General features: G+C 72.9%; 25 protein-coding genes. 10 read left to right on the top strand and 15 right to left on the bottom strand.

The window, feature by feature from the left end; genetic code table 11:
* Nucleotides 1-141: 141 nt before the first annotated feature.
* The gene (locus RI138_RS07445; protein WP_311119265.1) at nucleotides 142-1,281 is read right to left on the bottom strand and encodes an ARPP-2 domain-containing protein; all 1,140 of its coding nucleotides are present in this window, start codon (nucleotides 1,279-1,281) and stop codon (nucleotides 142-144) included.
* Nucleotides 1,278-2,825: a hypothetical protein gene (locus RI138_RS07440; protein ID WP_311119264.1), complete on the bottom strand. Its 1,548-nt coding sequence runs from the start codon at nucleotides 2,823-2,825 to the stop codon at nucleotides 1,278-1,280. The genes RI138_RS07445 and RI138_RS07440 overlap by 4 nt, the downstream gene beginning before the upstream one ends.
* Before the next feature lie 305 nt (nucleotides 2,826-3,130).
* Here RI138_RS07440 and RI138_RS07435 point away from each other — a divergent pair, with 305 nt between their 5' ends.
* Nucleotides 3,131-4,039: a Gfo/Idh/MocA family protein gene (locus RI138_RS07435; protein WP_311119263.1), complete on the top strand. Its 909-nt coding sequence runs from the start codon at nucleotides 3,131-3,133 to the stop codon at nucleotides 4,037-4,039.
* Here RI138_RS07435 and pdxR read toward each other — a convergent pair whose 3' ends face one another.
* Nucleotides 4,040-5,545 carry a MocR-like pyridoxine biosynthesis transcription factor PdxR gene (gene pdxR / locus RI138_RS07430; protein WP_311119262.1) on the bottom strand — a complete coding sequence of 502 codons (1,506 nt, stop codon included), beginning with the start codon at nucleotides 5,543-5,545 and terminating at the stop codon, nucleotides 4,040-4,042. It lies immediately after the preceding gene.
* Nucleotides 5,546-5,592: 47 nt separating this feature from the next.
* Here pdxR and RI138_RS07425 point away from each other — a divergent pair, with 47 nt between their 5' ends.
* Nucleotides 5,593-6,090 (top strand): carboxymuconolactone decarboxylase family protein, encoded by a 498-nt coding sequence (locus RI138_RS07425; RefSeq protein WP_311119261.1) that lies wholly within the window; start codon nucleotides 5,593-5,595, stop codon nucleotides 6,088-6,090.
* A gap of 37 nt (nucleotides 6,091-6,127) precedes the next feature.
* Here RI138_RS07425 and RI138_RS07420 read toward each other — a convergent pair whose 3' ends face one another.
* The gene (locus RI138_RS07420) at nucleotides 6,128-6,625 is read right to left on the bottom strand and encodes a MarR family winged helix-turn-helix transcriptional regulator (RefSeq protein WP_311119260.1); all 498 of its coding nucleotides are present in this window, start codon (nucleotides 6,623-6,625) and stop codon (nucleotides 6,128-6,130) included.
* Nucleotides 6,626-6,700: 75 nt separating this feature from the next.
* Between RI138_RS07420 and RI138_RS07415 the strand changes: the two genes are divergently transcribed.
* On the top strand, nucleotides 6,701-7,630 hold the full coding sequence (locus RI138_RS07415; protein WP_311119259.1) for an alpha/beta fold hydrolase: 930 nt from the start codon (nucleotides 6,701-6,703) through the stop codon (nucleotides 7,628-7,630).
* Nucleotides 7,631-7,642: 12 nt separating this feature from the next.
* On the opposite strand, the gene RI138_RS07410 is transcribed toward RI138_RS07415, so the two are convergent.
* Nucleotides 7,643-8,002 carry an arsenate reductase family protein gene (locus tag RI138_RS07410; RefSeq protein ID WP_311119258.1) on the bottom strand — a complete coding sequence of 120 codons (360 nt, stop codon included), beginning with the start codon at nucleotides 8,000-8,002 and terminating at the stop codon, nucleotides 7,643-7,645.
* Between the two features lie 119 nt (nucleotides 8,003-8,121).
* On the opposite strand from RI138_RS07410, the gene RI138_RS07405 reads away from it, so the two are divergent.
* From RI138_RS07405 to RI138_RS07390, 4 genes are all read left to right on the top strand, one after another.
* A complete protein-coding gene (locus tag RI138_RS07405; RefSeq protein ID WP_096631696.1) occupies nucleotides 8,122-8,427 on the top strand; it encodes a hypothetical protein in 306 nt (101 codons plus the stop codon).
* A gap of 211 nt (nucleotides 8,428-8,638) precedes the next feature.
* A complete protein-coding gene (gene cpt / locus RI138_RS07400; protein WP_311119257.1) occupies nucleotides 8,639-9,208 on the top strand; it encodes a chloramphenicol phosphotransferase CPT in 570 nt (189 codons plus the stop codon).
* Nucleotides 9,205-9,771, top strand: a complete 567-nt coding sequence (locus RI138_RS07395) for a GNAT family N-acetyltransferase (RefSeq protein ID WP_311119256.1) — start codon at nucleotides 9,205-9,207, stop codon at nucleotides 9,769-9,771. The genes cpt and RI138_RS07395 overlap by 4 nt, the downstream gene beginning before the upstream one ends.
* A 123-nt stretch (nucleotides 9,772-9,894) precedes the next feature.
* Nucleotides 9,895-10,038 (top strand): HGGxSTG domain-containing protein, encoded by a 144-nt coding sequence (locus tag RI138_RS07390; protein WP_311119255.1) that lies wholly within the window; start codon nucleotides 9,895-9,897, stop codon nucleotides 10,036-10,038.
* Nucleotides 10,039-10,257: 219 nt separating this feature from the next.
* On the opposite strand, the gene glnA is transcribed toward RI138_RS07390, so the two are convergent.
* Nucleotides 10,258-11,667 carry a type I glutamate--ammonia ligase gene (glnA, locus tag RI138_RS07385; protein ID WP_096631690.1) on the bottom strand — a complete coding sequence of 470 codons (1,410 nt, stop codon included), beginning with the start codon at nucleotides 11,665-11,667 and terminating at the stop codon, nucleotides 10,258-10,260.
* 281 nt (nucleotides 11,668-11,948) lie between these two features.
* On the opposite strand from glnA, the gene RI138_RS07380 reads away from it, so the two are divergent.
* Nucleotides 11,949-12,356 carry an RDD family protein gene (locus RI138_RS07380; protein WP_179500306.1) on the top strand — a complete coding sequence of 136 codons (408 nt, stop codon included), beginning with the start codon at nucleotides 11,949-11,951 and terminating at the stop codon, nucleotides 12,354-12,356.
* A 138-nt stretch (nucleotides 12,357-12,494) separates the two neighbouring features.
* Here RI138_RS07380 and RI138_RS07375 read toward each other — a convergent pair whose 3' ends face one another.
* The 4 genes from RI138_RS07375 to lipB all read right to left on the bottom strand — a co-directional run bounded on the left by RI138_RS07375 (nucleotide 12,495) and on the right by lipB (nucleotide 15,664).
* The gene (locus RI138_RS07375; protein ID WP_096631686.1) at nucleotides 12,495-13,202 is read right to left on the bottom strand and encodes a DUF4191 domain-containing protein; all 708 of its coding nucleotides are present in this window, start codon (nucleotides 13,200-13,202) and stop codon (nucleotides 12,495-12,497) included.
* A 30-nt stretch (nucleotides 13,203-13,232) separates the two neighbouring features.
* On the bottom strand, nucleotides 13,233-13,433 hold the full coding sequence (locus RI138_RS07370) for an SCO2195 family GlnR-regulated protein (RefSeq protein ID WP_096631684.1): 201 nt from the start codon (nucleotides 13,431-13,433) through the stop codon (nucleotides 13,233-13,235).
* Between the two features lie 268 nt (nucleotides 13,434-13,701).
* On the bottom strand, nucleotides 13,702-14,682 hold the full coding sequence (lipA, locus tag RI138_RS07365) for a lipoyl synthase (protein ID WP_096631682.1): 981 nt from the start codon (nucleotides 14,680-14,682) through the stop codon (nucleotides 13,702-13,704).
* A gap of 172 nt (nucleotides 14,683-14,854) precedes the next feature.
* Nucleotides 14,855-15,664: a lipoyl(octanoyl) transferase LipB gene (gene lipB / locus RI138_RS07360; RefSeq protein WP_311119254.1), complete on the bottom strand. Its 810-nt coding sequence runs from the start codon at nucleotides 15,662-15,664 to the stop codon at nucleotides 14,855-14,857.
* A 301-nt stretch (nucleotides 15,665-15,965) separates the two neighbouring features.
* Here lipB and RI138_RS07355 point away from each other — a divergent pair, with 301 nt between their 5' ends.
* A complete protein-coding gene (locus RI138_RS07355; RefSeq protein WP_311119253.1) occupies nucleotides 15,966-17,579 on the top strand; it encodes a regulator in 1,614 nt (537 codons plus the stop codon).
* Nucleotides 17,580-17,594: 15 nt separating this feature from the next.
* Here the strand turns inward: RI138_RS07355 and RI138_RS07350 are convergent, their stop codons facing one another.
* Together RI138_RS07350 and RI138_RS07345 are read right to left on the bottom strand one after the other, a co-directional pair.
* Nucleotides 17,595-18,989 (bottom strand): FAD-dependent oxidoreductase, encoded by a 1,395-nt coding sequence (locus RI138_RS07350; RefSeq protein ID WP_311119252.1) that lies wholly within the window; start codon nucleotides 18,987-18,989, stop codon nucleotides 17,595-17,597.
* Nucleotides 18,990-19,171: 182 nt separating this feature from the next.
* Complete coding sequence (locus tag RI138_RS07345; protein ID WP_311119251.1) at nucleotides 19,172-20,071, bottom strand: TIGR01777 family oxidoreductase; 900 nt, start codon at nucleotides 20,069-20,071, stop codon at nucleotides 19,172-19,174.
* A 62-nt stretch (nucleotides 20,072-20,133) separates the two neighbouring features.
* On the opposite strand from RI138_RS07345, the gene RI138_RS07340 reads away from it, so the two are divergent.
* Nucleotides 20,134-20,658, top strand: a complete 525-nt coding sequence (locus RI138_RS07340; protein WP_311119250.1) for a GNAT family N-acetyltransferase — start codon at nucleotides 20,134-20,136, stop codon at nucleotides 20,656-20,658.
* Nucleotides 20,659-20,664: 6 nt separating this feature from the next.
* On the opposite strand, the gene RI138_RS07335 is transcribed toward RI138_RS07340, so the two are convergent.
* The 3 genes from RI138_RS07335 to aceE form a co-directional block, all read right to left on the bottom strand.
* Nucleotides 20,665-21,186 (bottom strand): DUF4240 domain-containing protein, encoded by a 522-nt coding sequence (locus RI138_RS07335; RefSeq protein ID WP_311122815.1) that lies wholly within the window; start codon nucleotides 21,184-21,186, stop codon nucleotides 20,665-20,667.
* Between the two features lie 62 nt (nucleotides 21,187-21,248).
* Nucleotides 21,249-22,226, bottom strand: coding sequence for a helix-turn-helix transcriptional regulator (locus RI138_RS07330; protein WP_311119249.1), 978 nt, complete (start codon nucleotides 22,224-22,226; stop codon nucleotides 21,249-21,251).
* 118 nt (nucleotides 22,227-22,344) lie between these two features.
* Nucleotides 22,345-25,017 carry a pyruvate dehydrogenase (acetyl-transferring), homodimeric type gene (gene aceE, locus RI138_RS07325; protein WP_311119248.1) on the bottom strand — a complete coding sequence of 891 codons (2,673 nt, stop codon included), beginning with the start codon at nucleotides 25,015-25,017 and terminating at the stop codon, nucleotides 22,345-22,347.
* Nucleotides 25,018-25,048: the final 31 nt, after the last annotated feature.

Below are 25,048 nucleotides of genomic sequence, written 5' to 3'. Positions count from 1 at the left end.
TGCGGGTGCAGCGGTCTATGCCGCGCAGCTTGGCAAGACGCGATTTCCCGTCCGTTGCCCGAGTGTGAACCCCGTGTTACCGAGGATCCCTGCGTTAAAGGGTGCCTGGTCCGGACCGGTCGTACGCTGCCCGGGCAGGGGTCACACGTCGCCCTTGAGCAGGTTCCCGACTCCGGCCGCCCGGATTCGCCGCACCAGTTCCTCCCGGCTCGACCCCAGCGCGGCGGCCGCCCGCGACAGCTCCCAGTCCGCGCCCGCCAGGGTGTGCAGCAGATGGCCGCGCCGGATCTGGGCGTCGGAGAGCCGGAACGTCTTGAGGTAGGCGACCTGCCCCTGGTGATCGGTGATCGTCTCCCCGATGTGCTGCCCGCTCCCGTCCCGGACGAACGGCGGCAGGAACCGCCACAGCGTGAACGACCCCATCCGGTAGACCCGGTCGAACCCGTACGAGGAGTTCAGCAGTTCCCGCGCGAACAGGCTGTCGTGCGCCTCCTCCCACGCGCGCTCCTGCCCCCGCGCGGCCGCCCGCAGATCGGCGAGCGTACGGATGTGCTCCCCGCCCCCGAGCCGCGCCCCGAACTCCGGGACGGGCGCCCCGTAGAGCGCGTACTGGTGCACCACTTCCCCGTACAGGTCCTCCACCAGCGAGGCGTGGAGCAGCCGGTAGTCCTCCGGGTGCGGCACCACGAACGCGGCGGCGAGCGCGTCGGAGGCGTACACCATCACCCCGCACTGGTCCGGGTGGATCTCGAAGATCCGCAGCGCTTCCCCGAGCCCGCGCACCGACCGCCCGAGGTACGCGTCCTCGGCGCGCGGCGAGAGCCCGTCGCGCAGGGCCGCCCGCGACCACTCCTCCCAGGCCGTCGACGGACCGCCGAAGTGCAGCGCGAGGTAGCCCTCCAGAGCCAGGTGGAGCGGCAGGAACCGCAGCCGGTCGCCGGGGCGCCGCTTGGCCATGCGGTGGCGGGGGAGCGAGGGAAGGCGGACGGTCGTCGGCGCGTCCCGGCCGCCGAACTGCGTCCCGTACGTGGCGGACTGCCCGCCCGGCTCCGGCGCGGCGGTATCGGTGCCCGACCAGTCGGCGACGAACCCGTGGGGAATGTACGAGACGTCGTGGCTGCGGGGTCCGAGCTCGACGATCCCCGCGCCGAGCCCCTCGTACACCTCCCGGTGCAGCCGCAGCCCCTCCACCGGTGCCTCGCGCACCAGCGGGACGAGCCGGACGCCTCCCCACACCTGGGAGGGCCGGGTGGTGAGCCCGGTGAATTCCAGCCGGTTCACGACGCGGTCTCCTTCTCTCCCAGGAACCGGGCCACCCGGCGGCCCAGATAGGCGTGCAGCTCCGCCGCCCCGGTCCGCCCCTCCGTGAACCGGGCGATCTCCACCAGGGCGGGCAGATCCTCCGCATCCCGGATGCCGGCCGTCGGAACCCCCGCCGCGAGCCGCCGGACGTCGAAACCGGCCGCGTCGTATACGGGGTTGAGGTGCACGACGGCCGTCCGGCGCGCCGGGTCCAGCCGGCTCCGCCACACGCGCAGCACCTCGCCCGCAAGGCCCGCCGGAGCGTTGTCCCAGCCGTCCGAGACGATCACCAGCCGGTCCGGAGCGGCGTCGACCAGCCGGTCCGGAACGGCATCGACCGGCCGGTCCGCACCAGCGCTCGCGGGCCGGCCCGCACCGCCGCCGCCCGGCCCGGGCTCCAGCGCGTCCAGGATCCGCATCCCGAGCGGGGTCGGCCCCCATGGGCGTACGAGCAGGGCGTCGTCCCGGCCCGAGGTCCACAGCGCGCGGTAGGCGCCGGGAGCCGCGAGCGCCTCCAGCAGGTAGTGGGAGGCCAGCGCGACGGCCAGCGGCCGCCGCCGCTTCTGCCCCGAACCGGACGAGGAGAAGCTGTCGTCCAGCACCGCGTGTACACGCCCCCAGGTCCCCGCGTGCCCGCCCGCGGCCCGGCGGGCGGCCGTGCGCAGGGCACCGGACAGCTCCGCGCGCCGGGCGGCGCGCCGCTCGAAGGGGAGCGCGAGCACGTACAGGGCCAGGCGGGTCAGCGGCATGACGGTCAGATCGACGTCCGGCTGCTGGTCGCCCTCCACCCGCTGCTCCTGCGTGCGCAGGCGCTCCAGCCGGGTCATCCGGGGCGCGGCCCGCTTCAGGAACACCTCGCGCTTCATCCCGTGCCGGTCCGCGAACCCCTCCGCGACGGTGAACGGCAGCTCGGCCACGGCCCCCTGCTCGTAGTGGGCGCGCCGCCAGGCGTCCAGCAGCCGGTGCTCGTAGCGCGGCAGCCGCCCGGGCCGGAACAGGAACGCCCCGACTTCGGGGAGCGGCTCCGTCCCTTCGGGGCAGCGCAGATGGATGTGCCGGGCGGCCGACTTCAGCCCGCTGCGGTACTTCACCGCGTCGTGCCCCAGGTCCGGCCGGGCCGCCAGCCAGTCGCGCATGATCGCCCGGGTGCGCCGGTTGTTGACCCCGGCCCGGCGCAGCTCGCCGAAGAGCCGGTAGACGCGCGGCGGCGGCAGCAGCGCCAGCCGGGCGGCGATGAGCCGCCCCTCGGTGCGCCGCTCCTCCGCACTCGCCTCGCCCGCCGTCTCCAGGAGCTCGCGTACGATGCGGGCGGCGTTGTGGTCGTTGATGTCCAGGGCCAGCGAAGAGGCATAGACACGCCGGTAGTTGACCCGTACGTAAGTGTGGAGGAAGTCCAACGACAGCTGCTGGCCGACGGCGTCGGAGCGGAACTCGCGCTGCCCGGTCGCGGTGATCGCCGCGTTCACGAAGAGCAGGACGTCCTCGGCGGCGACGAGGTCGGCGAAGGTCTCGGACGCAGGCATGGTCTTCCCCCGGTGGACGTGGATGCCGGCCGGGGAATGGGGGCGCGAACAACGAAATCATCGCTTTACAGGCACATCTCGGAAGTCGCAGCCGGAGTCCCGCGGCCGGCCCGGGAAACGTAACCGGACACGAGGGTGCCGCGCCACCGCATTCGCGACCACTTCCAGGCGCCCCGGTTCCAAGCCCCCGCCCCAAGCCCCCGCCCCAAGCCCCCGTTCCAAGGCCCCGCTTCAAGCCCCTGCTCCAGGCCCCTTTCCGGGGCTCCTTTCCAGGACTCCTTCGCGCACCCGGCACACTGGCACCCATGACGACTGCGGGCACCACTCCTCTGCGTATCGGTCTCCTCGGCACCGGCCCCTGGGCGCGCAACACCCAGGCCCCCGCGCTCGCCGCCCACCCCGGCGTCGAGCTGAGCGGGATGTGGGGCCGCCGGGCCGAGGCGGCGGAGGGCCTCGCGGCCGCCCACGGGACGCGGGCGTACACGGGTGAGGAGGGGATCGACGCGCTGCTGGAGGCGAGCGACGCGATCGCCTTCGCGCTGCCGCCGGACGTCCAGGCCCCGCTGGCCGTCCGGGCGGCGGAGGCGGGCTGCCACCTGCTGATGGACAAGCCGGTGGCCACGACGGTCGAGGGGGCCCGCGCGGTGGCCGAGGCGGCGGCGGAGGCGGAGGTCGCCTCGGTGGTCTTCTGCACCCTGCGCTTCGCCCCGGAGACGTCGGCCTGGATCGCCGAACAGACAGCGGCGGGCGGCTGGTTCACCGCCCGCGCGCAGTGGCTCGGCTCGCTCTACGCGTCCGGCTCCACCAGCGAGTACGCGGAGTCCCCGTGGCGGCGCGAAAAGGGCGGCCTGTGGGACGTCGGCCCGCACGCGCTCTCGGTGCTCATCCCGGTCCTGGGCGAGGTCACGGAGGTTACCGCCGCCCGCGGCCCCGCCGACACCACCCACCTAATCCTGCGCCACGCTTCCGGCGCCTCCAGCACGGTGACCCTCGGCCTGAGCGCCCCGCCCGGCGCGGCGGGCGTGCAGATCGAGCTCCGGGGCGAGCGGGGGACGGCCGAGATGCCGGGCTGGGACGGCGCGCGGACCGCGTTCAGGGGAGCGGTGGACGCGCTGGCCGAAGCGGTACGCACGGGAGTGCCACACGCCTGCGACGCCCGCTTCGGCCTCCACCTCACGGAGCTGCTGGCGCAGGCGGAGTCGCAGGCGGCCTGATCACCCCGGCGGGAGGGCCCGGCACAGGGCCTCCAACGCCTCCGGGTAGGCGTGTTCGGCGGGGGTGGCATAGCCGACGACGAGCCCGTCACGGGCGCCGGCACCGGCGTCCGAGGCGTCCTTTGCCGGGTCAGGGCCAGGGCCCGGGTGCGGGCGGGTGCCGGAGCCGCCCGCGTACGGAGTCACGTCCGCGACCGGACACGGAGTCGCCCCCGGGTGCCGGTAGTCGGCCAGACCCTCCACCGCAAGCCCCTGCCAGGCCGCCGCCCGGACCACCGAACGCTCGGTGCCGGGCGGCAGCTCAAGCACCGCGTGCAGGCCCGCCGCGATCCCGGTGACCCGGACGTGCGGCGCCCGCCGCTCCAGGGCGGCCACCAGCTGGTCCCGGCGGCGGCGGTGGCGCTGCCGCATCCGCCGTACCTGCCGGTCGTACGCGCCCGACTCGACGAAGTCCGCGAGCGTCAGCTGTTCGGTGGCGCTCGACCACTGCTCACGCTCGCCCTTCGCCGCCACGACGGGCGCGACCAGCCGCTGGGGCAGTACCATCCAGCCGATCCGCAGGCCGGGGGAGAGGCTTTTGCTGACCGATCCGAGCAGCACCACATGCTCGGGATCGAGCCCCTGGACGGCCCCCACGGGCTGCCGGTCGTAGCGGAACTCCCCGTCGTAGTCGTCCTCGACGACGAGCCCGCCGGTGGACCGGGCCCAGTCGACCACGGCGGCCCGCCGCGCGGGGTGCAGCGGTCCGCCGGTCGGGAACTGGTGGGCGGGCGTGAGCAGTACGGCACGGTCCCGGCGGGTCAGCCCGTCGACCCGTGCCCCGTCCCCGTCCACGCCCAGCGGCCGCGTCCCGGCGCCGTGAGCGGCGAGGAGCCCGCGGTGGAAGGGCAGACCGTACTCCTCCGCCGCCCACGGACCGCCGAGCACGTCCGCCAGCAGCCGCAGCCCGTGCGCGGCGCCCGAGCAGAGGACGATGCGCTCCGGCGAGGCCCGCACCCCGCGTACCCGGGCCAGATAACCGGCCAGGGCCCGCCGCAGCTCGGGCCGCCCGTGCGGATCGCCGGGCCCGAACGCGTCGCTGGGGGCGGCCGCGATGGCCCGGCGCGCGGAGGCCAGCCAGGCGGTGCGCGGGAAGACCGAGGGGTCCGGCTGCCCCTGGACCAGGTCGTGGACCGGGCGGGCGGCGCGCTCGGGGGTGCGCGGCCGGTGGACGGGGGTGACGGGGGCGGCCCGCTCGGCGACCCGGGTGCCCGAGCCCTGGCGGGCCGCCAGCCACCCCTCCGCGACCAGCTCCGCGTAGGCGTCGGCGACGGTGTTGCGGGCCAGGCCCAGGTCGGCGGCGAGGGAACGGTAGGGCGGCAGCCGGGTACCGGGGGCGAGCCGCCCGCTGCGGACGGCCTCGCGCAGCGCGGCCATCAGGACCGCCCGGCGGTTGCCCGCACCGGAGAGCTCCAGTGGCAGATCACTGCCCAGGACCTCCGCAGAATTGACCCATGAATCCGTCATCGAAATGCACCCCGTAACCGGTCGCCCGTCGTCCTAGATTCGTACCCATGACGACGACAGAGATCAAGACGAACAACCGAGCCACGACTACCGCCCCCACCGCTCGGCTCAACTTCGCGAAGACCGCCCCGAAGGTCTTCCGGGCCGTGATCGGTCTGGACGCGGCGGCCCGCGAGGGTCTGGACCCGACCCTGGTCGAGCTGGTCCAGATCCGCTCCTCGCACCTGAACAACTGCGCGTACTGCCTGCACATGCACACCACGGACGCGCGCAAGGCGGGGGAGAGCGAGGAGCGGCTGCACATGGTCGCGGTGTGGCAGGAGGCGACCCACTTCTTCACGGAGAAGGAACAGGCAGCCCTGGCCCTGACCGACGCGGTCACCCGAGTCGCGGACGCCGGGGTTCCGGACGCGGTCTACGGCCGTGCGGCGGCGCACTTCGACGAGGAGGAGCTGGCCCGGCTGCTGGCCCTGATCCTCACCATCAACACCTGGAACCGCATCGCCCTCGCCACGTCCAAGCGGGCGGGCACGGACGAGCGCTGAAGGCGGCCCGGCCCGCGCCGTGCCCGGGGGGTGTACATCAAGGTGGTTCGGGGGCGCGGCCGGACCCCGGCGCAGCCCTCACCGCCTCGTGCGCCGCCGTCAGGAACCGCCGTACGGCGTCCGTCTCCCGGGAGTCGAGCTCGCGCAGCACCGCGTCGGTGGCCCCGATGAACGGACCGAAGAACGCCTGCCCCAGCTCCTCCGCCCGCTCCTCCACCGCCAGGAGCACGCGCCGCCCGTCGCGCGGGTCGCGCGTGCGCGTCACATGGCCGAGCCGCACCAGCCGGTCGACCACCGCCGTTGTGCCCGCGGAATGCAGTCCGAGCTGCGCCCCGAGCCAACCGGCGGTCGCGTCGGTGCCCGCCCGTCCGGCGTCGAGCAGGCAGATCAGAGCCCGTACGTCAGTGGGGTGCATCCCGTTGTGGGCAGCGAACTCCGCCTGCCGCAAGCCGAATTCGACGGATACCTTGCGCAGCAGATGGATCAGCCCGGTACGTGCTTCCGGTCCGCCGTCCGGCACGTCGGTCGTGCCCATCGCTCCTCCATTCCCTCGCTCAGCGAGATAATATCTTCGGAGAGTCAGCCGGAGACGCCCACGAGAGGCCGTGCCATGCCGTCGTCCCGCAGCCCCGGATCCGCAGCCGCTCCGGACGCCCCGTCGCCGTCCGCCTCCTTCCTCGCCGCTTACGACGGGTTCCTGGCCGAGCGCTGGCCTCCGGGCACGACGACCGCGCGCATCCCGACCCGGTACGGCGCCACGCACGTCACCAGCCACGGCCCCGCCGACGCCACCGCTCCGTCCGTGGTGCTGCTGCCCGGTGGCGGAGCGACCTCCGCCGTCTGGCACGCCCAGGCGGCCCACCTCGGCCGCACGCGCCGTGTGCACGCGCTCGACCTGATCGGCGAGCCGGGACGCAGTACGCCGGGGGAGCGCCCGATCCGTACGGTGGCGGACCTGACGGGGTGGCTGGACGCGGTGCTGGCGGCGCTGTGCCCCGAGGCGGACGGTGGCCGGCCCGTGCTCGCCGGCCACTCCTACGGCGCGTGGATCGCGCTCCACCACGCCCTCCACGCGGGCCCCCGGCAGCTGGCCGGACTGGTGCTCGTGGACCCCACGCAGTGCTTCACGGGCTTCCGCCCCGGGTATCTCCTGCGCGCCGTCCCGCTCCTGCTGCGTCCGACACCGCGGCGGGCGCGCGCGTTCCTGACCTGGGAGACGGCCGGGGCCGGGCTGGACCCTGACTGGCTGCGCCTGTACGAGGAAGGCGTCCGCCTTCCGTCCGCGAGCCCGGTCACCGGCCCACGTCCGCGTCCGCCGGCTCTGCGTGGACTCGCCGTACCGACGCTCGTCCTGCTCGCCGAGCAGGGCCGCGCGCTCGATCCCGTCCGTACCGCACAGGCGGTCGACCGCATGCTGCCGGACGCGTCGACGTACACGATTCCCGGCGCGACCCACCACACGCTGCCGCTGGACGCACCGGCGGCGGCCGAGATCAACCGCCGCCTGGACGCGTTCCTGGCCGCGATCCCGGGAGATTGACGGCTCGGCCGTCTACCGCCCCAGCGCGTCCCGAACCGCGTCATCGGTGCGCGCCACCACGGCGCTGCCGTCGTCGGCGGTGATGATGGGCCGCTGGATCAGCTTGGGGTGCTCGGACAGGGCGGCGATCCACCGCTCGCGCGAACCGGCGTCCCGGGGCCACTCCTTGAGCCCGAGCTCCTTGGCCGCAGCTTCCTGGGTCCGTGTGATCTCCCACGGTTCGAGACCGAGCCGGTCGAGGACGGCCCGGATCTCCTCGGGCGACGGCACGTCCTCCAGGTAGCGGCGGACGGTGTAGTCGGCGCCTTCCGCATCGAGCAGAGTCAGCGCGCTGCGGCACTTGGAACAGGCCGGATTGATCCAGATCTCCATGGGGCCAAGGGTACGCGAGGGACTGCCGAAATAGCCTCTGGCCAGGGGCGATTGTCAGTGGGGGGCAGTAAAATGGAGGGAGTTCACAAGGGTTCCATCACCCTGCCAGGAGGATGCCGATGGCCGTTGCCGCAGTCACGTCCGAGCCGCTCGACCGACAGCTCCCGATGCCCTTCCACCCGCCGCTTCCCACCCCGATGCCGAAGAAGCGACTGCCCGCGGGCCGCCCCCGCGAGTGGTATGTCTCCCACAACCGGCGCCTCAAGGCCATGCGCCTGGCGATCGCCCTGCTCGACAGCGGGGTCTACCAGCCCTCCAGCGCCGGAAACCACCGGATACGGATCACCGCCGAGCGCCTGGGCATCCACCCGCCGTCCGACACCACCTGCCGCATGGTCCGCGCGCTGATCCGCTACGGCCGCTGACGACCAACCCCACCGACCCCGCCCGCCTTACCCCGCAACGCCGATCGCCCTGCGCCCCCGGACCTCACCGGCCCGGGGGCGCAGGTGCGGCCGGGTCCGTACCGCGCAGGACCTCGTCCCGTGAGGTCCGCGTGATGCCGGGGGCACGGCGGTACGGCGGCCGCACCGAAAATCGCTGGGGGCCCGTACCGGTTGCCTCTACCGTGACCCGGTGACGACTCAAGTGATCGTGCTGAACGGCGGGTCCAGCTCCGGTAAGTCCGGCATCGTCCGCTGCCTCCAGGCGGAACTGCCGGACCCATGGCTGGCCGCCGCGATCGACACGCTGGTCGACGCGATGCCCGCCTCCCTGCTGACGTCGGACAAGGGCATCGGGTTCGGCGCGGACGGCGACGTAACCGTCGGACCGGAGTTCCGGAGGCTGGAGGCGGCCTGGCGCGAGGGGGTCGCCGCGATGGTACGGGCGGGCGCCCGGGTCATCGTCGACGACGTGTTCCTCGGCGGCCCGGCCTCCCAGGAACCGTGGCGGAAGGCCCTGACGGGCCTGGACGTGCTGTGGGTCGGCGTCAGGTGCGAGGCCGAGGCCGCCGCGGCCCGCGAGACCGCCCGCGGGGACCGCCCCCGGGGCATGGCCGAGTCCCAGGCCGAGACGGTGCACCGGGGCGTGGTGTACGACCTGGAGGTGGACACCACGCACACGGAGTCCCTGGACTGCGCAAGGACCATCGCGGCCCGCGTAGCCTGCCGACCGGCCCCCGCGCATCAGGCTGGAACACCATGAGCGACCTGTGGACCGGCGAGAAGGTCCGCCTTCGAGGCATCGAACCGGACGACTGGGAGGGCTTCCGGGCCCTGGCCCAGCACACCGTGGACGCCCGGAACGCCGACATGGTCGAGCCGCCGCGCTCGGACGAGGGCTTCCGCGCCTGGACCGCCGAACGCGCCGGCCGCACCCCGAACCCCACCGCGTACCACCTGGTCATCGAGACCCGCTCCGAGCACGCCTTCGCCGGCGCGGTGTCGGTCGGCGAGACCGACGCCCGGGCCGGACGTTTCCGTACGGGCATCCAGATCACCCGCGAACACCGCAGACGGGGCTACGCGGCCGAGGCCACCGAACTGGTCCTCACCTACATGTTCGCCGAACAGCGCTGCCACAAGTGCGAGGTGGAGGTCTACGCCTTCAACGACGCCTCCCTGGCCCTCTACCGCAAACTCGGCTTCGTCGAGGAGGGCCGCCTCCGCCGGCACGAGTTCTTCGCGGGCGCCTACCACGACGTGGTCCTGCTGGGCATCACGGCGGACGAGTACTGGGCGGGGAGGGCGCGGCCTTCGCTGCGGTGACGGCGGGTCGCCTTCCGGTCGCGCGGGACCTGGAATCAGCCGACACGAGCGGATCGGCGGACACTGGACGCGCTGGTCCCTGACGATGCCTTCAATGCGTCGACCTGCGGGGCGGGAGGGCCCATGGGCAAGCAAGTCACCTGCGGATCACTGAAGACGAAGTCCGGCAAGCCGTGCCGCAACCCGGCGATGATCGGCTACTCCCGGTGTCAGCTCCACCGGGGCGAGTGGACTCCTCGGCAGCAGAGGAAGACCAAGAAGCGCTAGAGGAGGAAGACCAAGAAGCGCTGACCGCGCCCAGGTGCACGACCCGTCGAGCCGGTACGACCGGCTCGTATCAACGTCGGTGGGTCCGAGGTCCGCATCGAGCTGGTCTCCTCGGGTGCGAACGTGCCCCGGCCCGGCTGACGGAACGGCCGAGGGCCGCCGCCCCCGGAAGGAGGCAGCGGCCCTCGTCGCGTCAGGCGCAGGGGCCCGAGCCGTGGTTTAGATGTCGAAGTACAGCTCGAACTCGTGCGGGTGCGGCCGCAGCTGGATCGGGGCGATCTCGTTCGTGCGCTTGTAGTCGATCCACGTCTCGATCAGGTCCGACGTGAAGACGCCGCCCGCCTGGAGGTACTCGTTGTCCGCTTCCAGGGCTTCGAGCACGGCCGGGAGGGAGGTCGGGACCTGCTGGACGTTGGCGTGCTCCTCGGGAGCCAGCTCGTAGAGGTCCTTGTCGATCGGCTCCGCCGGCTCGATCTTGTTCTTCACGCCGTCCAGGCCCGCCATCAGCAGTGCCGAGAACGCCAGGTACGGGTTCGAGGACGGGTCCGGGGCGCGGAACTCGACGCGCTTGGCCTTCGGGTTCGAGCCGGTGATCGGGATGCGCATCGCGGCGGAGCGGTTGCGCTGCGAGTACACCATGTTGACCGGGGCCTCGAAGCCGGGAACCAGACGGTGGTAGGAGTTCACCGTCGGGTTGGTGAAGGCCAGCAGCGACGGCGCGTGCTTCAGGATGCCGCCGATGTAGTAGCGGGCCATGTCCGAGAGACCGGCGTAGCCCTGCTCGTCGTAGAAGAGCGGCGAGCCGCCCTGCCACAGCGACTGGTGCACGTGCATGCCCGAGCCGTTGTCGCCGAAGATCGGCTTCGGCATGAAGGTCGCGGTCTTGCCGTTGCGCCAGGCGACGTTCTTCACGATGTACTTGAAGAGCATCAGGTCGTCGGCCGCGGCCAGCAGCGTGTTGAACTTGTAGTTGATCTCGGCCTGGCCGGCGGTGCCGACCTCGTGGTGCTGGCGCTCGACCTGGAGGCCGTTCTTGTCCAGCTCCAGGGAGATCTCGGCCCGCAGGTCCGCGAAGTGGTCCACCGGCGGGGCGGGGAAGTAGCCGCCCTTGTAGCGGACCTTGTAGCCGCGGTTGTTCTCGACCGCACCGGTGTTCCAGGCGCCGGCCTCGGAGTCGATGTGGTAGAAGCTCTCGTTCGCCGACGTCTGGAAGCGGACGTTGTCGAAGACGTAGAACTCGGCCTCCGGGCCGAAGTACGCGGTGTCCGCGAAGCCGGTCGAGGCGAGGTAGGCCTCGGCCTTCTTGGCGATGTTGCGCGGGTCACGGCTGTACTGCTCGCCCGTGATCGGGTCGTGGATGAAGAAGTTGATGTTGATCGTCTTGTCACGGCGGAAGGGGTCCACCCGAGCCGTCGACAGGTCCGCGCGCAGCGCCATGTCCGACTCGTGGATGGCCTGGAAGCCGCGGATCGACGAACCGTCGAAGGCCAGTTCCTCGGCCGGGTCGAAGGTCGCTGCCGGGATCGTGAAGTGCTGCATCACCCCGGGCAGGTCGCAGAACCGGACATCGATGAACTTGACGTCGTTGTCCGCTACGTACTTCTGCACTTCGTCGGCGTTCTGGAACATCCAACTCCTCCTACTCCCGGCCCGGGAGGGACGGGGTTGTAGCTCGTGGTGCGGCCAGTGCGGTGGCACACGCTGGACCCGACCATAGGCAGGCGTGATTTCTCAAGCATGACCCATTTGTTTCGCCCAAGTTAACCGGGGCGAGGGTCGGCGGCATCTCCGCGGCCCGTTGCGGTGCCCCGCCCGGCCGGGGCCGGATACCGGCGCAGTACCGTGGACGGGTGGACAACAGGCAAGCAATCGGATCGTGGCTCTCGGGGCCCCGCGCGGCCGCCGAGGAGATGGGCGCCGACTTCGGCTACCGGGGCAAGGGGCTCGGGCTGCCCGAGCGCGGGCCCGGCTCGGTCGCGCCGCTCGGACGGCGCTTCGGGGCCCTCTTCATCGACTGGTCGCTCTGCATGGTGATCGCATACGGGCTGTTCGCTCGCGGTGACCAGCAGGCGGCGGGGAACTGGGCGCTCGGGATCTTCCTCGTGCTCAGCCTCGCCACCGTCGGGACCATCGGCTGCACCCCGGGCAAGCGCCTGCTCGGGCTGCGCGTCATCTCCGAGGACGGCGGCCGACTCGGCTTCGGGCGCGTGGTCCTGCGGACCCTCCTGCTCCTGCTCGCCATCCCCGCGCTGGTCTGGGACCGCGACGGGCGAGGACTGCACGACCGCCTCGGGCGCGCCGTGCAGGTCCGGATGTAGCCCGGACACAGCCCGGATGCGGCGGCGAGCCGACCGCGTACGCGACGAGCCCGACCCGTACATACGAGGCGGCCCCGGACCGTGATGGTCCGGGGCCGCCTCGCATGTCGCCCACGTCTGCGTCGCGTACGTCCGCCGTCAGCGCATCTTTCCGCCGCGGGGCATCCGCATGCCCTTCGGCATCGGGCCCTTCGGCAGCGGCATGTTGCTCATCAGGTCGCCCATCGCGCGCAGCCGGTCGTTGGTGGAGGTCACCTGGGGGCCGGTGAGCACGCGGGGGAGCTTCAGCATCTTGGTGCGGACCTTCTTCAGCGGCACCTGGCCCTCGCCGTTGCCGACGATGATGTCGTGCACCGGCACGTCCACCACGATGCGGGCCATCTTCTTCTTCTCGGCCGCCAGCAGGCCCTTCACCCGGTTCGGGTTGCCCTCGGCCACCAGGACGATGCCGGCCTTGCCGACCGCCCGGTGGACGACGTCCTGGCTGCGGTTCATCGCCACCGCGGGGGTGGTGGTCCAGCCGCGCCCGATCCGGTCCAGGACGGCGGCCGCCGCTCCCGGCTGGCCCTCCATCTGCCCGAAGGCCGCCCGCTCGGCGCGCCGGCCGAAGACGATCGCCATCGCGAGGACGGCCAGGACGAAGCCCAGGATGCCCAGATAGACCGGGTGCCCGATCGCGAAGCCGATGCCGAGGAGGACACCGAACGTGACGATTCCGACACCTGCGATAACAAGACCGATCTTGCTGTCGGTCCGCCTGGTCATCTTGTAGGTCAGGGCGATCTGCTTGAGTCGCCCTGCGTTCTCGGCGCTGTCCGCGCCTTCGGTTTTTGCCTTCCTCGCCATAAACAGAAGTTTACGTGGCGGGGGAGCGACCTAGGAACGGTGGTCGGCCACGGCCTCCAGGACGTGCTGGGCCTCCACCCGGTCCTTGGCGCGGCGGCGGTCCTCCAGGACGGCCGTCCAGGCGTTGCGGCGGGCGGTGCGCTGGCCGCCGCTCAGCAGCAGCGACTCGACGGCGCGCAGGGCGGTGGTGACGGACGGAAGAGCGTGAGCACGGACCGGTGCGGCCTGCATCGTGGTGTTCCCCCTCGGAAGGATGCGCCGACCCCGGGCGCGGACTGAGTACGGGAAGCGGTGACGGCGGCTGCGGGGAGCGCCGCCGTATGTGTACCTAGGGTCACTGCTCGGTGTTACCAGCGCATGACCGGTCGGTCAAACACCAATGAAACCTTCATTCCGGTGCCGCGCACGCCGGAGCGGTCCGTACGCGTCCCCTACCTGCGGGGAGCGCACGGACCGCTCGGGTGGTGTCATGACGGGGCGGTGGGCCCGGTGAGCGGACTCACACGGCCCGGGCCGCCGGGGCGCTCCCGGCGGCGGCCGCGCCGCGCGCGTCCATCGCCTGCTGGAAGAGACGGCCCGCGCGGTACGAGGAGCGCACCAGCGGACCCGACATCACGCCGGAGTAGCCGATCGCGTCGGCCTCGTCCTTCAGCTCTACGAACTCGTGCGGCTTCACCCAGCGCTCGACCGGGTGGTGCCGCACGGTGGGCCGCAGGTACTGCGTAATCGTGATGAGCTCGCAACCCGCGTCGTACAGGTCCTGGAGCGCCTCGCTGACTTCCTCGCGGGTCTCGCCCATGCCGAGGATCAGGTTCGACTTGGTCACCAGGCCGGCCTCGCGGGCCCGCGTGATGACCTCCAGGGAACGCTCGTAGCGGAAACCGGGGCGGATCCGCTTGAAGATCCGCGGCACCGTCTCCACGTTGTGCGCGAGCACCTCGGGGCGCGAGGAGAAGACCTCGGCGAGCTGCTCGGGCTCCGCGTTGAAGTCGGGGATCAGCAGCTCGACCTTGGTCGCGCCCGCCTCCCGCTCCGCGGTGAGCGTGTGGATCTGGCGGACCGTCTCGGCGTACAGCCAGGCGCCGCCGTCCTCCAGGTCGTCGCGGGCGACGCCGGTGATGGTGGCGTAGTTCAGGTCCATCGTGACGACCGACTCGCCGACGCGGCGCGGCTCGTCACGGTCCAGCGCCTGCGGCTTGCCCGTGTCGATCTGGCAGAAGTCACAGCGCCGCGTGCACTGGTCACCGCCGATGAGGAAGGTGGCCTCGCGGTCCTCCCAGCACTCGAAGATGTTGGGGCAGCCCGCCTCCTGGCAGACCGTGTGCAGCCCCTCGCCCTTCACGAGATTCTGCAGCTGCTTGTACTCGGGGCCCATCTTCGCCCGCGTTTTGATCCACTCGGGCTTGCGCTCGATGGGGGTCTGGCTGTTCCGGACCTCCAGGCGCAGCATCTTGCGCCCGTCGGGTGCGACAGCGGACACTCCGGCTCCCCTTTGCTTTCTGCTGCGTGGGATTCGCATGGGATTCTTCGGCGAACACCAGGGTACGCCCGTAAATCAAACGGTCTTACGCCCGGCCAACCTGTGGCCGACGGGGGCTATTCCCCGGTCGCCCGCGGCAGCCCGTGCTACCGGCCGGTAACACCGGCCGGTACTACGCCGGGGCCACGGCCTTCCGCGGCTCGACCGTCCTCGGTGCGAGCTCCGCGTTCTCCAGGATGTCCCGCAGGTGCTTCTCGACGACCGGCAGCACCTCCTCGATGGTGACGTCCCGGCCCAGCTCGTTGGCGAGGGAGGTGACGCCCGCGTCGCGGATGCCGCACGGCACGATCCGGTCGAACCAGGTGTTGTCCGGGTTCACGTTGAGCGAGAAGCCGTGCATCGTCACGCCCTTGGCGACCCGGATGCCGATCGCGGCCAGCTTGCGGTCCTCGCGGCGCTGGCCGGCGTTGGACGGGGCGTACTCCGGGCCGTTCAGCCGCGCGTCGAACTCCTCGTCCTGGAGCCTCGGGTCGAAGTCCAGGGAGAGCCCGCCCAGCATCGGCCGCTGCTCGACCGGGTCGCCGAGCACCCAGACGCCGCTGCGGCCCTCCACCCGGGAGGTCTCCACGCCGAAGTCGGCGGCCGTGCGGATCAGCGCGTCCTCCAGGCGGCGGACGTGCGCCACGACATCGACCGGACGCGGCAGCTTCTGGATCGGGTAGCCGACGAGCTGCCCCGGACCGTGCCAGGTGATCTTCCCGCCGCGGTCCACGTCGATGACCGGGGTGCCGTCCAGCGGACGTTCGCTGTCGGCGGTGCGGCGGCCCGCCGTGTAGACGGGCGGGTGCTCCAGAAGCAGGCAGGTGTCCGGCACCCGGTCCTCGAACCGGGCCGCGTGCACCTCGCGCTGCTTCTGCCATGCCTCCGTGTACTCGACGGCCTGTTCGCCGAAGCCCAGACGGGCGAACCGCAGCTCGCTCACAGATGCCTCCCTACGTGGGGCACCGCGTGCCCGGAGGGGTGTCCCCGGGATGACGGCACCCTGCACTGATCGCGCCCGCATCCACTGTACGACCGTCACCCGGCCGGCCCACCGGCAGGTGGAGCGCGCTTGCGTGACCTGAGGGAGGCCCCGTCCCTTCCGTCAGCTCTGTCCGTAATCCTCACACGATCGGATGAACGTGGAGCAAAGGGTGGCAGTGACCGCCCCGGTGGCCGCTAAATTCGCGCCGTTCCCATGAGGGCTGACCGTCCGGCCCCGAAGGCAGGAGACCGTACAGCTGATGTCGGAACGACCCCCGCAGCGCACGCCCAACCGCCGCCTCGCCTCACTCATCGCGGAAGCCGGGTTCTCCCACGCGGGCCTGGCCCGCCGGGTCGATCAGCTCGGCCTCGAACACGGCCTCGACCTGCGGTACGACAAGACCTCGGTGACCCGCTGGCTGCGGGGTCAGCAGCCGCGCGGCACCACCCCCGCCCTGATCGCCGAGGTCTTCACCCGGCGGCTGGGGCGTCGGCTCTCCGCCCAGGACCTCGGGCTCGACGCCTGCGCACCCGTCTACGCGGGCCTGGAGTTCGCCGCCACCCCCGCCGAGGCCGTCGACATCGTCAGCGGGCTCTGGCGCAAGGACTCCGGCACCCACACCGAGCTGCGCAAGATCGCCTTCACCCCGGCCGGACTCGTCGTCCCCAGCCGCGACTGGCTGATCGGCCGGGCCGACGAGTGGGTGGCCCGGGACGGCGGGGCCACGCGCCAGACCGCCTCCTCCGCACCCGGCCGTACGGGCGGGGCCCTGCGCACCGAGAGCCGGAGCGTGCCGCGCCCGGGCGGACCGCTGCGTCCCATGCCCTCGGGACCGGCCGCCACCCACCCGCCCGGCCCGGGGCCCTCGGCCGCGGCACAGCCGGGAGCAGGGGCCCGGTCCGGAACCGGAGGGCACTCCGGGGCGCCGCACGTCGTCCCGCGTCAGCGGCAGACCGAGCGGGGGCCGGGGCAGCGGGTCGGCAGCGGCGACGTGGCCGCACTGCGCTCGGTCGGCGAGCTGTTCCGCACCCTCGACCACGCCTACGGCGGCGGCCACGCCCGGCAGGCCCTCGTGCGGTATCTGGAGCACGAGGCCGAGCCGATGCTCCGGGGCACGTACGGCGAGACCACCGGGCGGCGGCTGTTCGCCGCGGTCGCCGATCTGACCCGGCTGGCGGGCTGGACCTCGTACGACATCGCCGCCCACGGCCTCGCCCAGCGGTACTTCGTCCAGGCGCTGCGGCTCGCCCAGGCCGCCGGGGACCGCGGTTACGGCGCCTACGTGCTGATCACGATGAGCCGCCAGGCGGTCTACCTCGGGCATGGAAGGGAGGCCGTCCAGCTCGCCCGCGTCGCCCAGCAGGGCATCGGCTCCGCCGCCCCGCCCCTCGTCCAGGCGCTGCTGCACTCGGTCGAGGCGCGCGGCCACGGGGTGCTCGGCGAGGCACGTTCCTGCACCGCCGCGCTGACCCGGGCCGAACACGCCCTGGAGACCGCCCGCCCCGGCGACGAGGTGCCGCACTGGGCCCGCGCGTTCGACGAGGCCCAGCTCGCCGACGAGCTGGGCCACTGCCACCGCGACCTCCAGCAGTACCGGACCGCCGCCCAGCACGCGGAGCGCTCGCTCCAGCTGAGCGCCCCCGCGTACGCCCGCAGCAGACTGTTCTGCCGGGTGGTTCTCGCCTCCGCCCGCCTCGGCCTCGGCGAGCTGGACCAGGCCTGCCAGCTGGGCGCGGAGGCGGCCCAGCAGGCAGCCGAGATGCGCTCGGTCCGCGCCACGGAGTACGTGCGCGCGTTCGAGCGCAGCCTGGAGCCGTACCGGGACGCGGTCGCCGTACGTGGCTACCGCGACCGGGTCGCCGCCCTCGGCTGACCCGGCCGGGGCACCTCACGCCGCCTCCGGCAGCCGGGGGCTCCCTTCGTGCGGGCCCGTGACGGCCAGGTCGGTCAGGATCGCCTCGGCCGCCCGGCGGCCCGAGTGCAGCGCGCCCTGGACCGTGCTCGTGTCGCGGTGGTCACCGCACACGTACAGCCCGGCCAGCACCCGCACCGGGCGGCGCGGGTCGTGCGGGGCCTCCATCGCGGGCACCGCCTCCGGGTCGTGATGCGCCGCCAGCAGCTCCCAGTCGTCCGTCGGGGTCCTGTACAGCGCCGCCAGGTGTCCGCGCACCGAGCGGTCCAGGTCCGGCGGCGGCGTCCCCAGCACCGTCGAGGTGATCAGCGTCCGGCCCTCCGGTGCGCGCGAGGGGTCGACCTCGCTCATCACCGCGGTGCACGCCACCGGCCCCGACCGGTCACCGTCCAGCACCAGCGACCGGCCCGTCGGCGGCGCGGCGGGCGCGGTGTGGTGAAGGACCGTCACCGGGTGGAAGGACGGCACCCGCAGCCCGGGCAGCAGCTCGGCCGCGGCCCCCGCCCCGGTCGCCAGCAGCAGGGAGCGGCACCCCAGTTCACCGTGTTCCTTCGTACGTACGGAGGTGATGTCGGCGGCCGTCACATGCACCCCGGTCCGGACCGTCCCCGGTGGCAGCGAGGCGGCCAGCAGCTCCGGCAGCGCCGAGGAACCGCCCGCCGGTACGCACAGGCCGCCGCGCGCGTAGTCCCGCAGGGCGAGATCGGCGCACCGGCTGGACGTGGTGAGCGCGGGGTCGCTGAGCAGCGCGGTGAGCAGGGGGCGCAGGACGCCGTCCACCGTACGGGCGGGCAGTCCGACGCCGGCCAGGGCCTCGTGCGCCGTCCGCTCCGGGCGGGCCAGCAGCCGGGCCTCCGGGGTGGCCGCCAGCCGCGACAGCGCCGCGCCCAGCCGGGCCCGGTCGATCGCCCCGGTCACCGCGCCGCTCCGGCCGCCTCCGCGTGACGGGGCCCCGGGCTCGCTCCCGTACGCGCTGTGCGCTGCCCAGGGGGCCCGGGCGGCCCGGGCCGTTCGGGGAGCGCTCGACCGGGTGCGCGCTGCCCTGAGTGCGCCCCTCGCGCTCCGTATGTCACCGGTGAGGTGGTGACGGCCCTCGCTGTGGAGCAGCACCCCCGGCGCGAACTCCCGCAGCTCCGGGGAGCCGAGCCCCGGGGTGCCGGTCAGCTCGGGCCAGGAGGAGCAGAGCAGGGGGCCGAGCCGGTCGAGCCGGAAGCCGTCCACCTCGTCGGTGGCGAGCCGGCCGCCCACCCGGGGCGCTGCCTCCAGGACGCTGACGCCGAGCCCTGCTCCGGTCAGCAGGTGGGCCGCTGACAGGCCGGCGATTCCGGCCCCGATGATGACCACGTCTGCGTGGTGTGCCGTGCTGCGCACATGCCCCTCCCCGAGTCGGTGCGACTGGTGGGGGGCTCTTGCCCCCAACAGGCCCCCGGAATGCCGGAGTTCGCATCGAGGCTAGGAGGATGGCTGGTACTGGGTCAGACGCGCGTGCCGGGGAGCACCGGGGCACGGGGTCGCACACACCGCGGCGGGCCGCCGCCGCGAGGGGGCACGGTTCAGCGCAGTGCCGCCCGGATCGCCCCGTCGATGCCGGGGAAGGCGAACGAGAAGCCGGAGTCCAGCAGCTTCCGGGGAATCACCCGCTGGCTGCCCAGCACGTCCCCCGCGAACTCCCCGAGCGCCAGCCGCAGTGCGGGCGCGGGCGCGGTGAACAGCGTCGGGCGGTGCAGCACCCGGCCCATCGCGGCCGTCACCTCGGCGTTGGTGACGGGGTCCGGGCCGGTCAGGTTCACCGGGCCGGTCAGCGACTCGGTGTCCAGGATGTGGCGCAGGGCCGCGATGTGGTCGTGCAGCGCGATGAAGCTCCAGAACTGGCGGCCGTTGCCCAGCTTCCCCCCGAGCCCCGCTTTGAAGAGGGGGAAGAGCCGCCCCCAGGCCCCGCCCTCACGGCCGACGACCAGGCCGGTGCGGGCGTGCACCGTACGGATGCCCGTCTCCTCGGCTGCCGCGGTGGCCGCCTCCCACTCCTCGCAGACCGAGGGCAGGAACCCCTCCCCGGGCGGCGCGTTCTCGTCCACCGCACGGTCCCCGGTGTCGCCGTAGAAACCGATGGCGGACCCGGAGAGCAGCACCCGGGGCGGGGCGTCGAGCGAGGCGACGGCATCGGCGATCGCGGCGGTGCCGAGGACCCGGCTGTCCCGGATCTCCCGCTTGTAGGCGTCCGTCCAGCGGTGGTCGCCGACCCCGGCCCCGGCGAGGTGGACGACGGCGTCGCAGCCGACCAGGCCGGCCACGTCCACGTAACCCCGCTCGGGGTCCCACTCCACCTCGTCGCCGGTTCTGGCGGGCCGCCGCACCAGGCGGGCCACCTCGTGCCCGTCGGCGCGCAGCGAGCGCACCAGCGCCGCTCCGATGAGTCCGGACGATCCGCTGACGGCGATACGGGAGCTCGGCATGGGCCCATCCTGCCCCATGAATTGCCTCGAACACCGGGAACGCCGCGTGGCACAGTGACCCCATGGCCGCACTCACCCTCCGCCCCGTCCGCCCCGCCGTGTCCGCCGACGACGACGAGCTCGCCGAGCTGGACCGGTCCACCTGGTCGACGCTGCACGCGGTGGTGCCGAGGCCGCAGCCCCCGTACGACCCCTTCTTCGACGAGCGGCACCCGCCGGAGGGCTTCCTCGTGGTGGAGGCGGAGACGGAGCCCGACGGGCAGGCGCGGATCGCCGGGTACATACAGCTCGTCCCGCCCACCCCGCTCGCCGCCAACGCCCATGTGCGGCAGATCCGGGGTCTCGCCGTGGCCGAGTGGGCGCGCGGGGCCGGGGTCGGGCGGACCCTGCTGCGGGCCGCGTTCGCCGAGGCCCGCGGGCAGGGCGCCAACCGGATCACGCTGCGGGTGCTCGGGCACAACACCCCCGCCCGCGCGCTGTACGCCTCCGAGGGCTTCTCCGTCGAAGGGGTGCTGCCCGGGGAGTTCTTCCTGAACGGGCGGTACGTCGACGACCTCTGCATGGGCCGCTCGCTCGGCCCCGCCTGACGGGAGCTATCGCGGCCCGAAGCGGTCCCACAGCTCGGGGAAGCGGGCCGCGAGGACGTCGTCGTCCTCGAAGCCGACCGGGGTGCCCAGCGGCTCGGTCGGCTGCGGCGGCAGTCCCAGGTCGGGCGCGACCACACCGGTCAGCTGCTCGTACGCCTCGTCCGCCGCGTACCCCAGCTCCTCGCCGTCCCCGTCGACCTCCTCGTCGAAGTCCTCCAGCAGCTCCGCCAGGCTGTCCGGGTCGTGCACGGCCCCCTCGAAGACCTCCCGGCCCTGGCCGATCAGCCAGCAGCGGAAGTAGTCGAACGCGTCGTCGCTCGCCCCGCCCAGCAGCACGGCCGCCGCGCCCCACAGGTCCCAGCGGTAGGCGCGGTTGTAACGGGCCTCGAAGTGCCGGGCGAAGTCCAGCACGGAATCGGGATCGAGCTGCACCAGCCGTTCCACGAGCAGATCGGCGTGGTCCTCGGGGTCGCCCTCGGCGGCCTCGCGGGTGCTGTCGATGATCTCCCAGAATTCCGTTTCGTCCATCACGGGTACAGCATCCAGCCTGCCGGGGGCTCCCGCACGCGCAGACGCCGAATTGAAGCCTTTCAGCGATACATCTCGTGCAGGCGTTCGGCCGCCTCGGTGAACCGGACCCGCAGCTCCTCGGGTGCCACGACCTCCAACTCCGGGCCCAGTGCCAGCAGCTGGCCGTACGCCACGTCTAGGGACTCCACCGGCAGTGTGAGGGTGCGCCGGCCGTCCGGACCGGGCTCCGGCGCCTCGGCGAGCGCGGCGGCCGCCGCCGCCCGGTCGCCGGTGTACGCGAGCTGCCGCGCCCCGCGCTCGGACACCCGTACGGTCACCTCCGTACGCAGCAGGGACCGGGCGAACGAGGCGGCCCGCTCCTCCCAGAACCCGGGCAGATCGAAGGTCTCGTCCCGCTCGAAGCGCTCCTCGGCCGCCTCGACGGCGGTGAAGCGGTCGATGCGGTAGACCCGGAAGTCCTCGCCCGCCCGTGCGCAGAGGTACCAGATCCCGGCCTTGAGGACGAGGCCGTACGGCGCGAGCTCCCGCGCCGCCTCCGTGGCCTGTTCGCCCCGGCCCTTGCGATAGCGGGCCCGCAGCACGCGGTCGTCCCAGACCGCGTCGGCGATGACGGGCAGCAGCTCGGGGGTCTCCGGCTCGGAGTACCAGGACGGGGCGTCCAGGTGGAAGCGCCGGGCGGCGGAGGTGGACGCGTCGCGCAGCGAGGGCAGCAGCGCCGCCGACACCTTGAGCCGGGCGGCCGAGGCCGCGTCCTCCAGGCCCATCTCGCGCAGCGCCGAGGGCAGCCCGGACAGGAACAGCGCCTCCGCCTCGTCCCGGGCCAGGCCCGTCAGCCGGGTGCGGTAGCCGCCGACGAGCCGGTAGCCGCCCGCCCGGCCGCGCTCGGCGTACACCGGGACGCCCGCCTCGGAGAGCGCCTGGGCGTCCCGGGTGACCGTACGCTCCGACACCTCCAGCTCCGCCGCCAGCTCGGCGGCGGTCATGGCGGGGCGGGACTGGAGGAGCAGCACCATCTTGATCAGCCGGGCAGCACGCATGCGCCCATTGTCGTGCCCCGGGAACGGAAACCCCCGGCCGCCGGGGCGGGCACGCTGTCGGACGTGCCCGCCCCGGTGACCGGGGGCTCAGCTCTGTACGGCGACGGGAGGACGGGGCTCAGAGCCCGTAGCGCTCCCGGGCCTCCTTGACCGCCGACGCGGGCACCTCGCCGCGCTTGGCGAGCTGGGCCAGCGAGGCCACCACGATCGACTGGGCGTCGACCCCGAAGTGGCGGCGGGCCGCCTCGCGGGTGTCGGAGAGGCCGAAGCCGTCCGTGCCGAGCGAGGACCAGTCCTGCTCCACCCACTGGCTGATCTGGTCCGGGACCTGGCGCATCCAGTCGCTGACCGCGAGCACCGGGCCCGGCGCACCGGAGAGCGCCTGCGTCACGTACGGCACCTGCACCTCACCGCGGAGCAGCGCCTCGTCCGCCTCCAGCGCGTCACGGCGCAGCTCGCCCCACGAGGTGGCGGACCAGACGTCGGCCGTGACACCCCAGTCGGCGGCCAGCAGGTCCTGGGCCTCCAGGGCCCAGTGGATCGCCGTACCGGAGGCCAGCAGCTGGAGCCGCGGCGCGTCCGCCTTGGCCGGCGTGCCCTCCTTGAAGCGGTACAGGCCCTTGACGATGCCCTCCTCGACGCCCTCGGGCATCGCGGGCTGGGGCTTGGGCTCGTTGTAGACCGTCAGGTAGTAGAAGACGTCCTCGGCATCGGGACCGTACATCCGGCGCAGACCGTCCTTGACGATCACCGCGACCTCGTACGCGAACGCCGGGTCGTAGTTCAGCGAGGCCGGGTTGGTGGCCGCGATCAGGTGCGAGTGGCCGTCCGCGTGCTGGAGGCCCTCACCCGTCAGGGTCGTACGGCCCGCCGTGGCGCCGACGATGAAGCCCTTGCCGAGCTGGTCGGCGAGCTGCCACATCTGGTCGCCGGTCCGCTGCCAGCCGAACATCGAGTAGAAGATGTAGAACGGGATCATCGTCTCGCCGTGCGTCGCGTACGACGTGGCGGCGGCGATGAAGTCGGCCATGGCCCCGGCCTCGGTGATCCCCTCGTTGAGGATCTGGCCGTCCTTGGCCTCCTTGTAGTACATCAGCTGGTCGCGGTCGACCGGCTCGTACGTCTGGCCCAGCGGCGAGTAGATGCCCGCCGACGGGAACAGGGACTCCATACCGAAGGTACGGGCCTCGTCCGGGACGATCGGCACCCAGCGCTTGCCGGTCTCCTTGTCCCGCATCAGGTCCTTCACCAGGCGTACGAACGCCATGGTGGTGGCCATCTCCTGCTTGCCGGACCCCTTGTAGAGGGCCTTGAACGCGCGCTCCTCGGGCTGCGGCAGCGGCGCGGAAGCGTGCATCCGGCGGGCCGGGGCGGGGCCGCCGAGGGCGGCGCGGCGCTCCTGGAGGTAGCGGACCTCGGGGGAGTCGGCGCCCGGGTGGCCGTAGGGGACGAGACCGTCCTCGAAGGCGCTGTCGGGGATCGGGAGGCCGAGCAGCTCGCGCATGCCCTTGAACTCGTCGATCGACAGCTTCTTCATCTGGTGGTTGGCGTTCTTGGACTCGAAGCCCTTGCCGAGCGTGTAGCCCTTCACCGTCTGGGCCAGGATCACGGTCGGCGCGCCCTTGTGCTCCACGGCCGCCCGGTACGCCGCGTAGACCTTGCGGGCCTCGTGGCCGCCGCGCGAGGTGTAGAAGCACTCGGCGATCTTGGCGTCGGTGAGCAGCTTCGCCAGCTCGGCGAGTGCGGGCTCGGCGCCGAAGAAGTGCTCGCGGATGTAGGCGACGTCGCGGGTGGCGTACGTCTGGAACTGCGCGTCCGGGACCTCCCGCAGGCGGCGCAGCAGCGCACCCTGGGTGTCCAGCTGGAACAGCTCGTCCCAGGCGTTGCCCCAGAGCGTCTTGACGACGTTCCAGCCGGCTCCGCGGAACTGCGCCTCCAGCTCCTGGACCACGCGGAAGTTGGCGCGGACCGGGCCGTCGAGGCGCTGGAGGTTGCAGTTGATGACGAAAGTCAGGTTGTCGAGCTGCTCACGGGCCGCGAGGGCGAGGGCCGCTGTCGACTCGGGCTCGTCCATCTCGCCGTCGCCCAGGAAGGCCCAGACGTGTGAGTTGGAGGTGTCCTTGATGCTGCGGTTGGTCAGGTAGCGGTTGAAGCGCGCCTGGTAGATGGCCGAGAGCGGGCCGAGGCCCATCGACACGGTGGGGAACTCCCACAGCCAGGGCAGCCGCCGCGGGTGCGGGTAGGAGGGCAGGCCGTCGCCGCCCGACTCCTGGCGGAAGTTGTCGAGCTGCCGCTCGCTGATCCGGCCGTCGAGGAAGGCGCGGGCGTAGATGCCGGGGGAGGCGTGGCCCTGGATGTAGAGCTGGTCGCCGCTGCCGTCCCCCTCCTTGCCGCGGAAGAAGTGGTTGAAGCCGGTCTCGTAGAGCCAGGCCGCCGAGGCGAAGGTGGCGATGTGGCCGCCGACCCCGAACCGCGAGCCACGGGTGACCATCGCGGCCGCGTTCCAGCGGTTCCACGCGGTGATCCTCGACTCCATCTCCAGGTCACCGTCGAACGCCGGCTCGGCGGACGTCGGGATGGAGTTGACGTAATCGGTCTCCAGCAGCTTGGGCAGCGCGAGACCGGCGCCCTCGGCGTGCTGCAACGAGCGGCGCATCAGGTACGCGGCGCGGTGCGGGCCGGCGGCCTGGGTGACGGCGTCCAGGGAGGCCGCCCATTCGGCGGTCTCCTCGGGGTCACGGTCCGGGAGCTGGTCGAGCTCGCTCGGAAGCTTTCCTACGGGGTCGGTCATGATCGCCGCCTTCCGGAGAGGAGGGGGGTGG

Origin of the sequence: Streptomyces durocortorensis (assembly GCF_031760065.1) — a bacterium.
In the GTDB taxonomy this organism is placed as follows: Bacteria; Actinomycetota; Actinomycetes; order Streptomycetales; family Streptomycetaceae; genus Streptomyces.
This window is presented reverse-complemented; position numbering and strand designations above follow the sequence as displayed.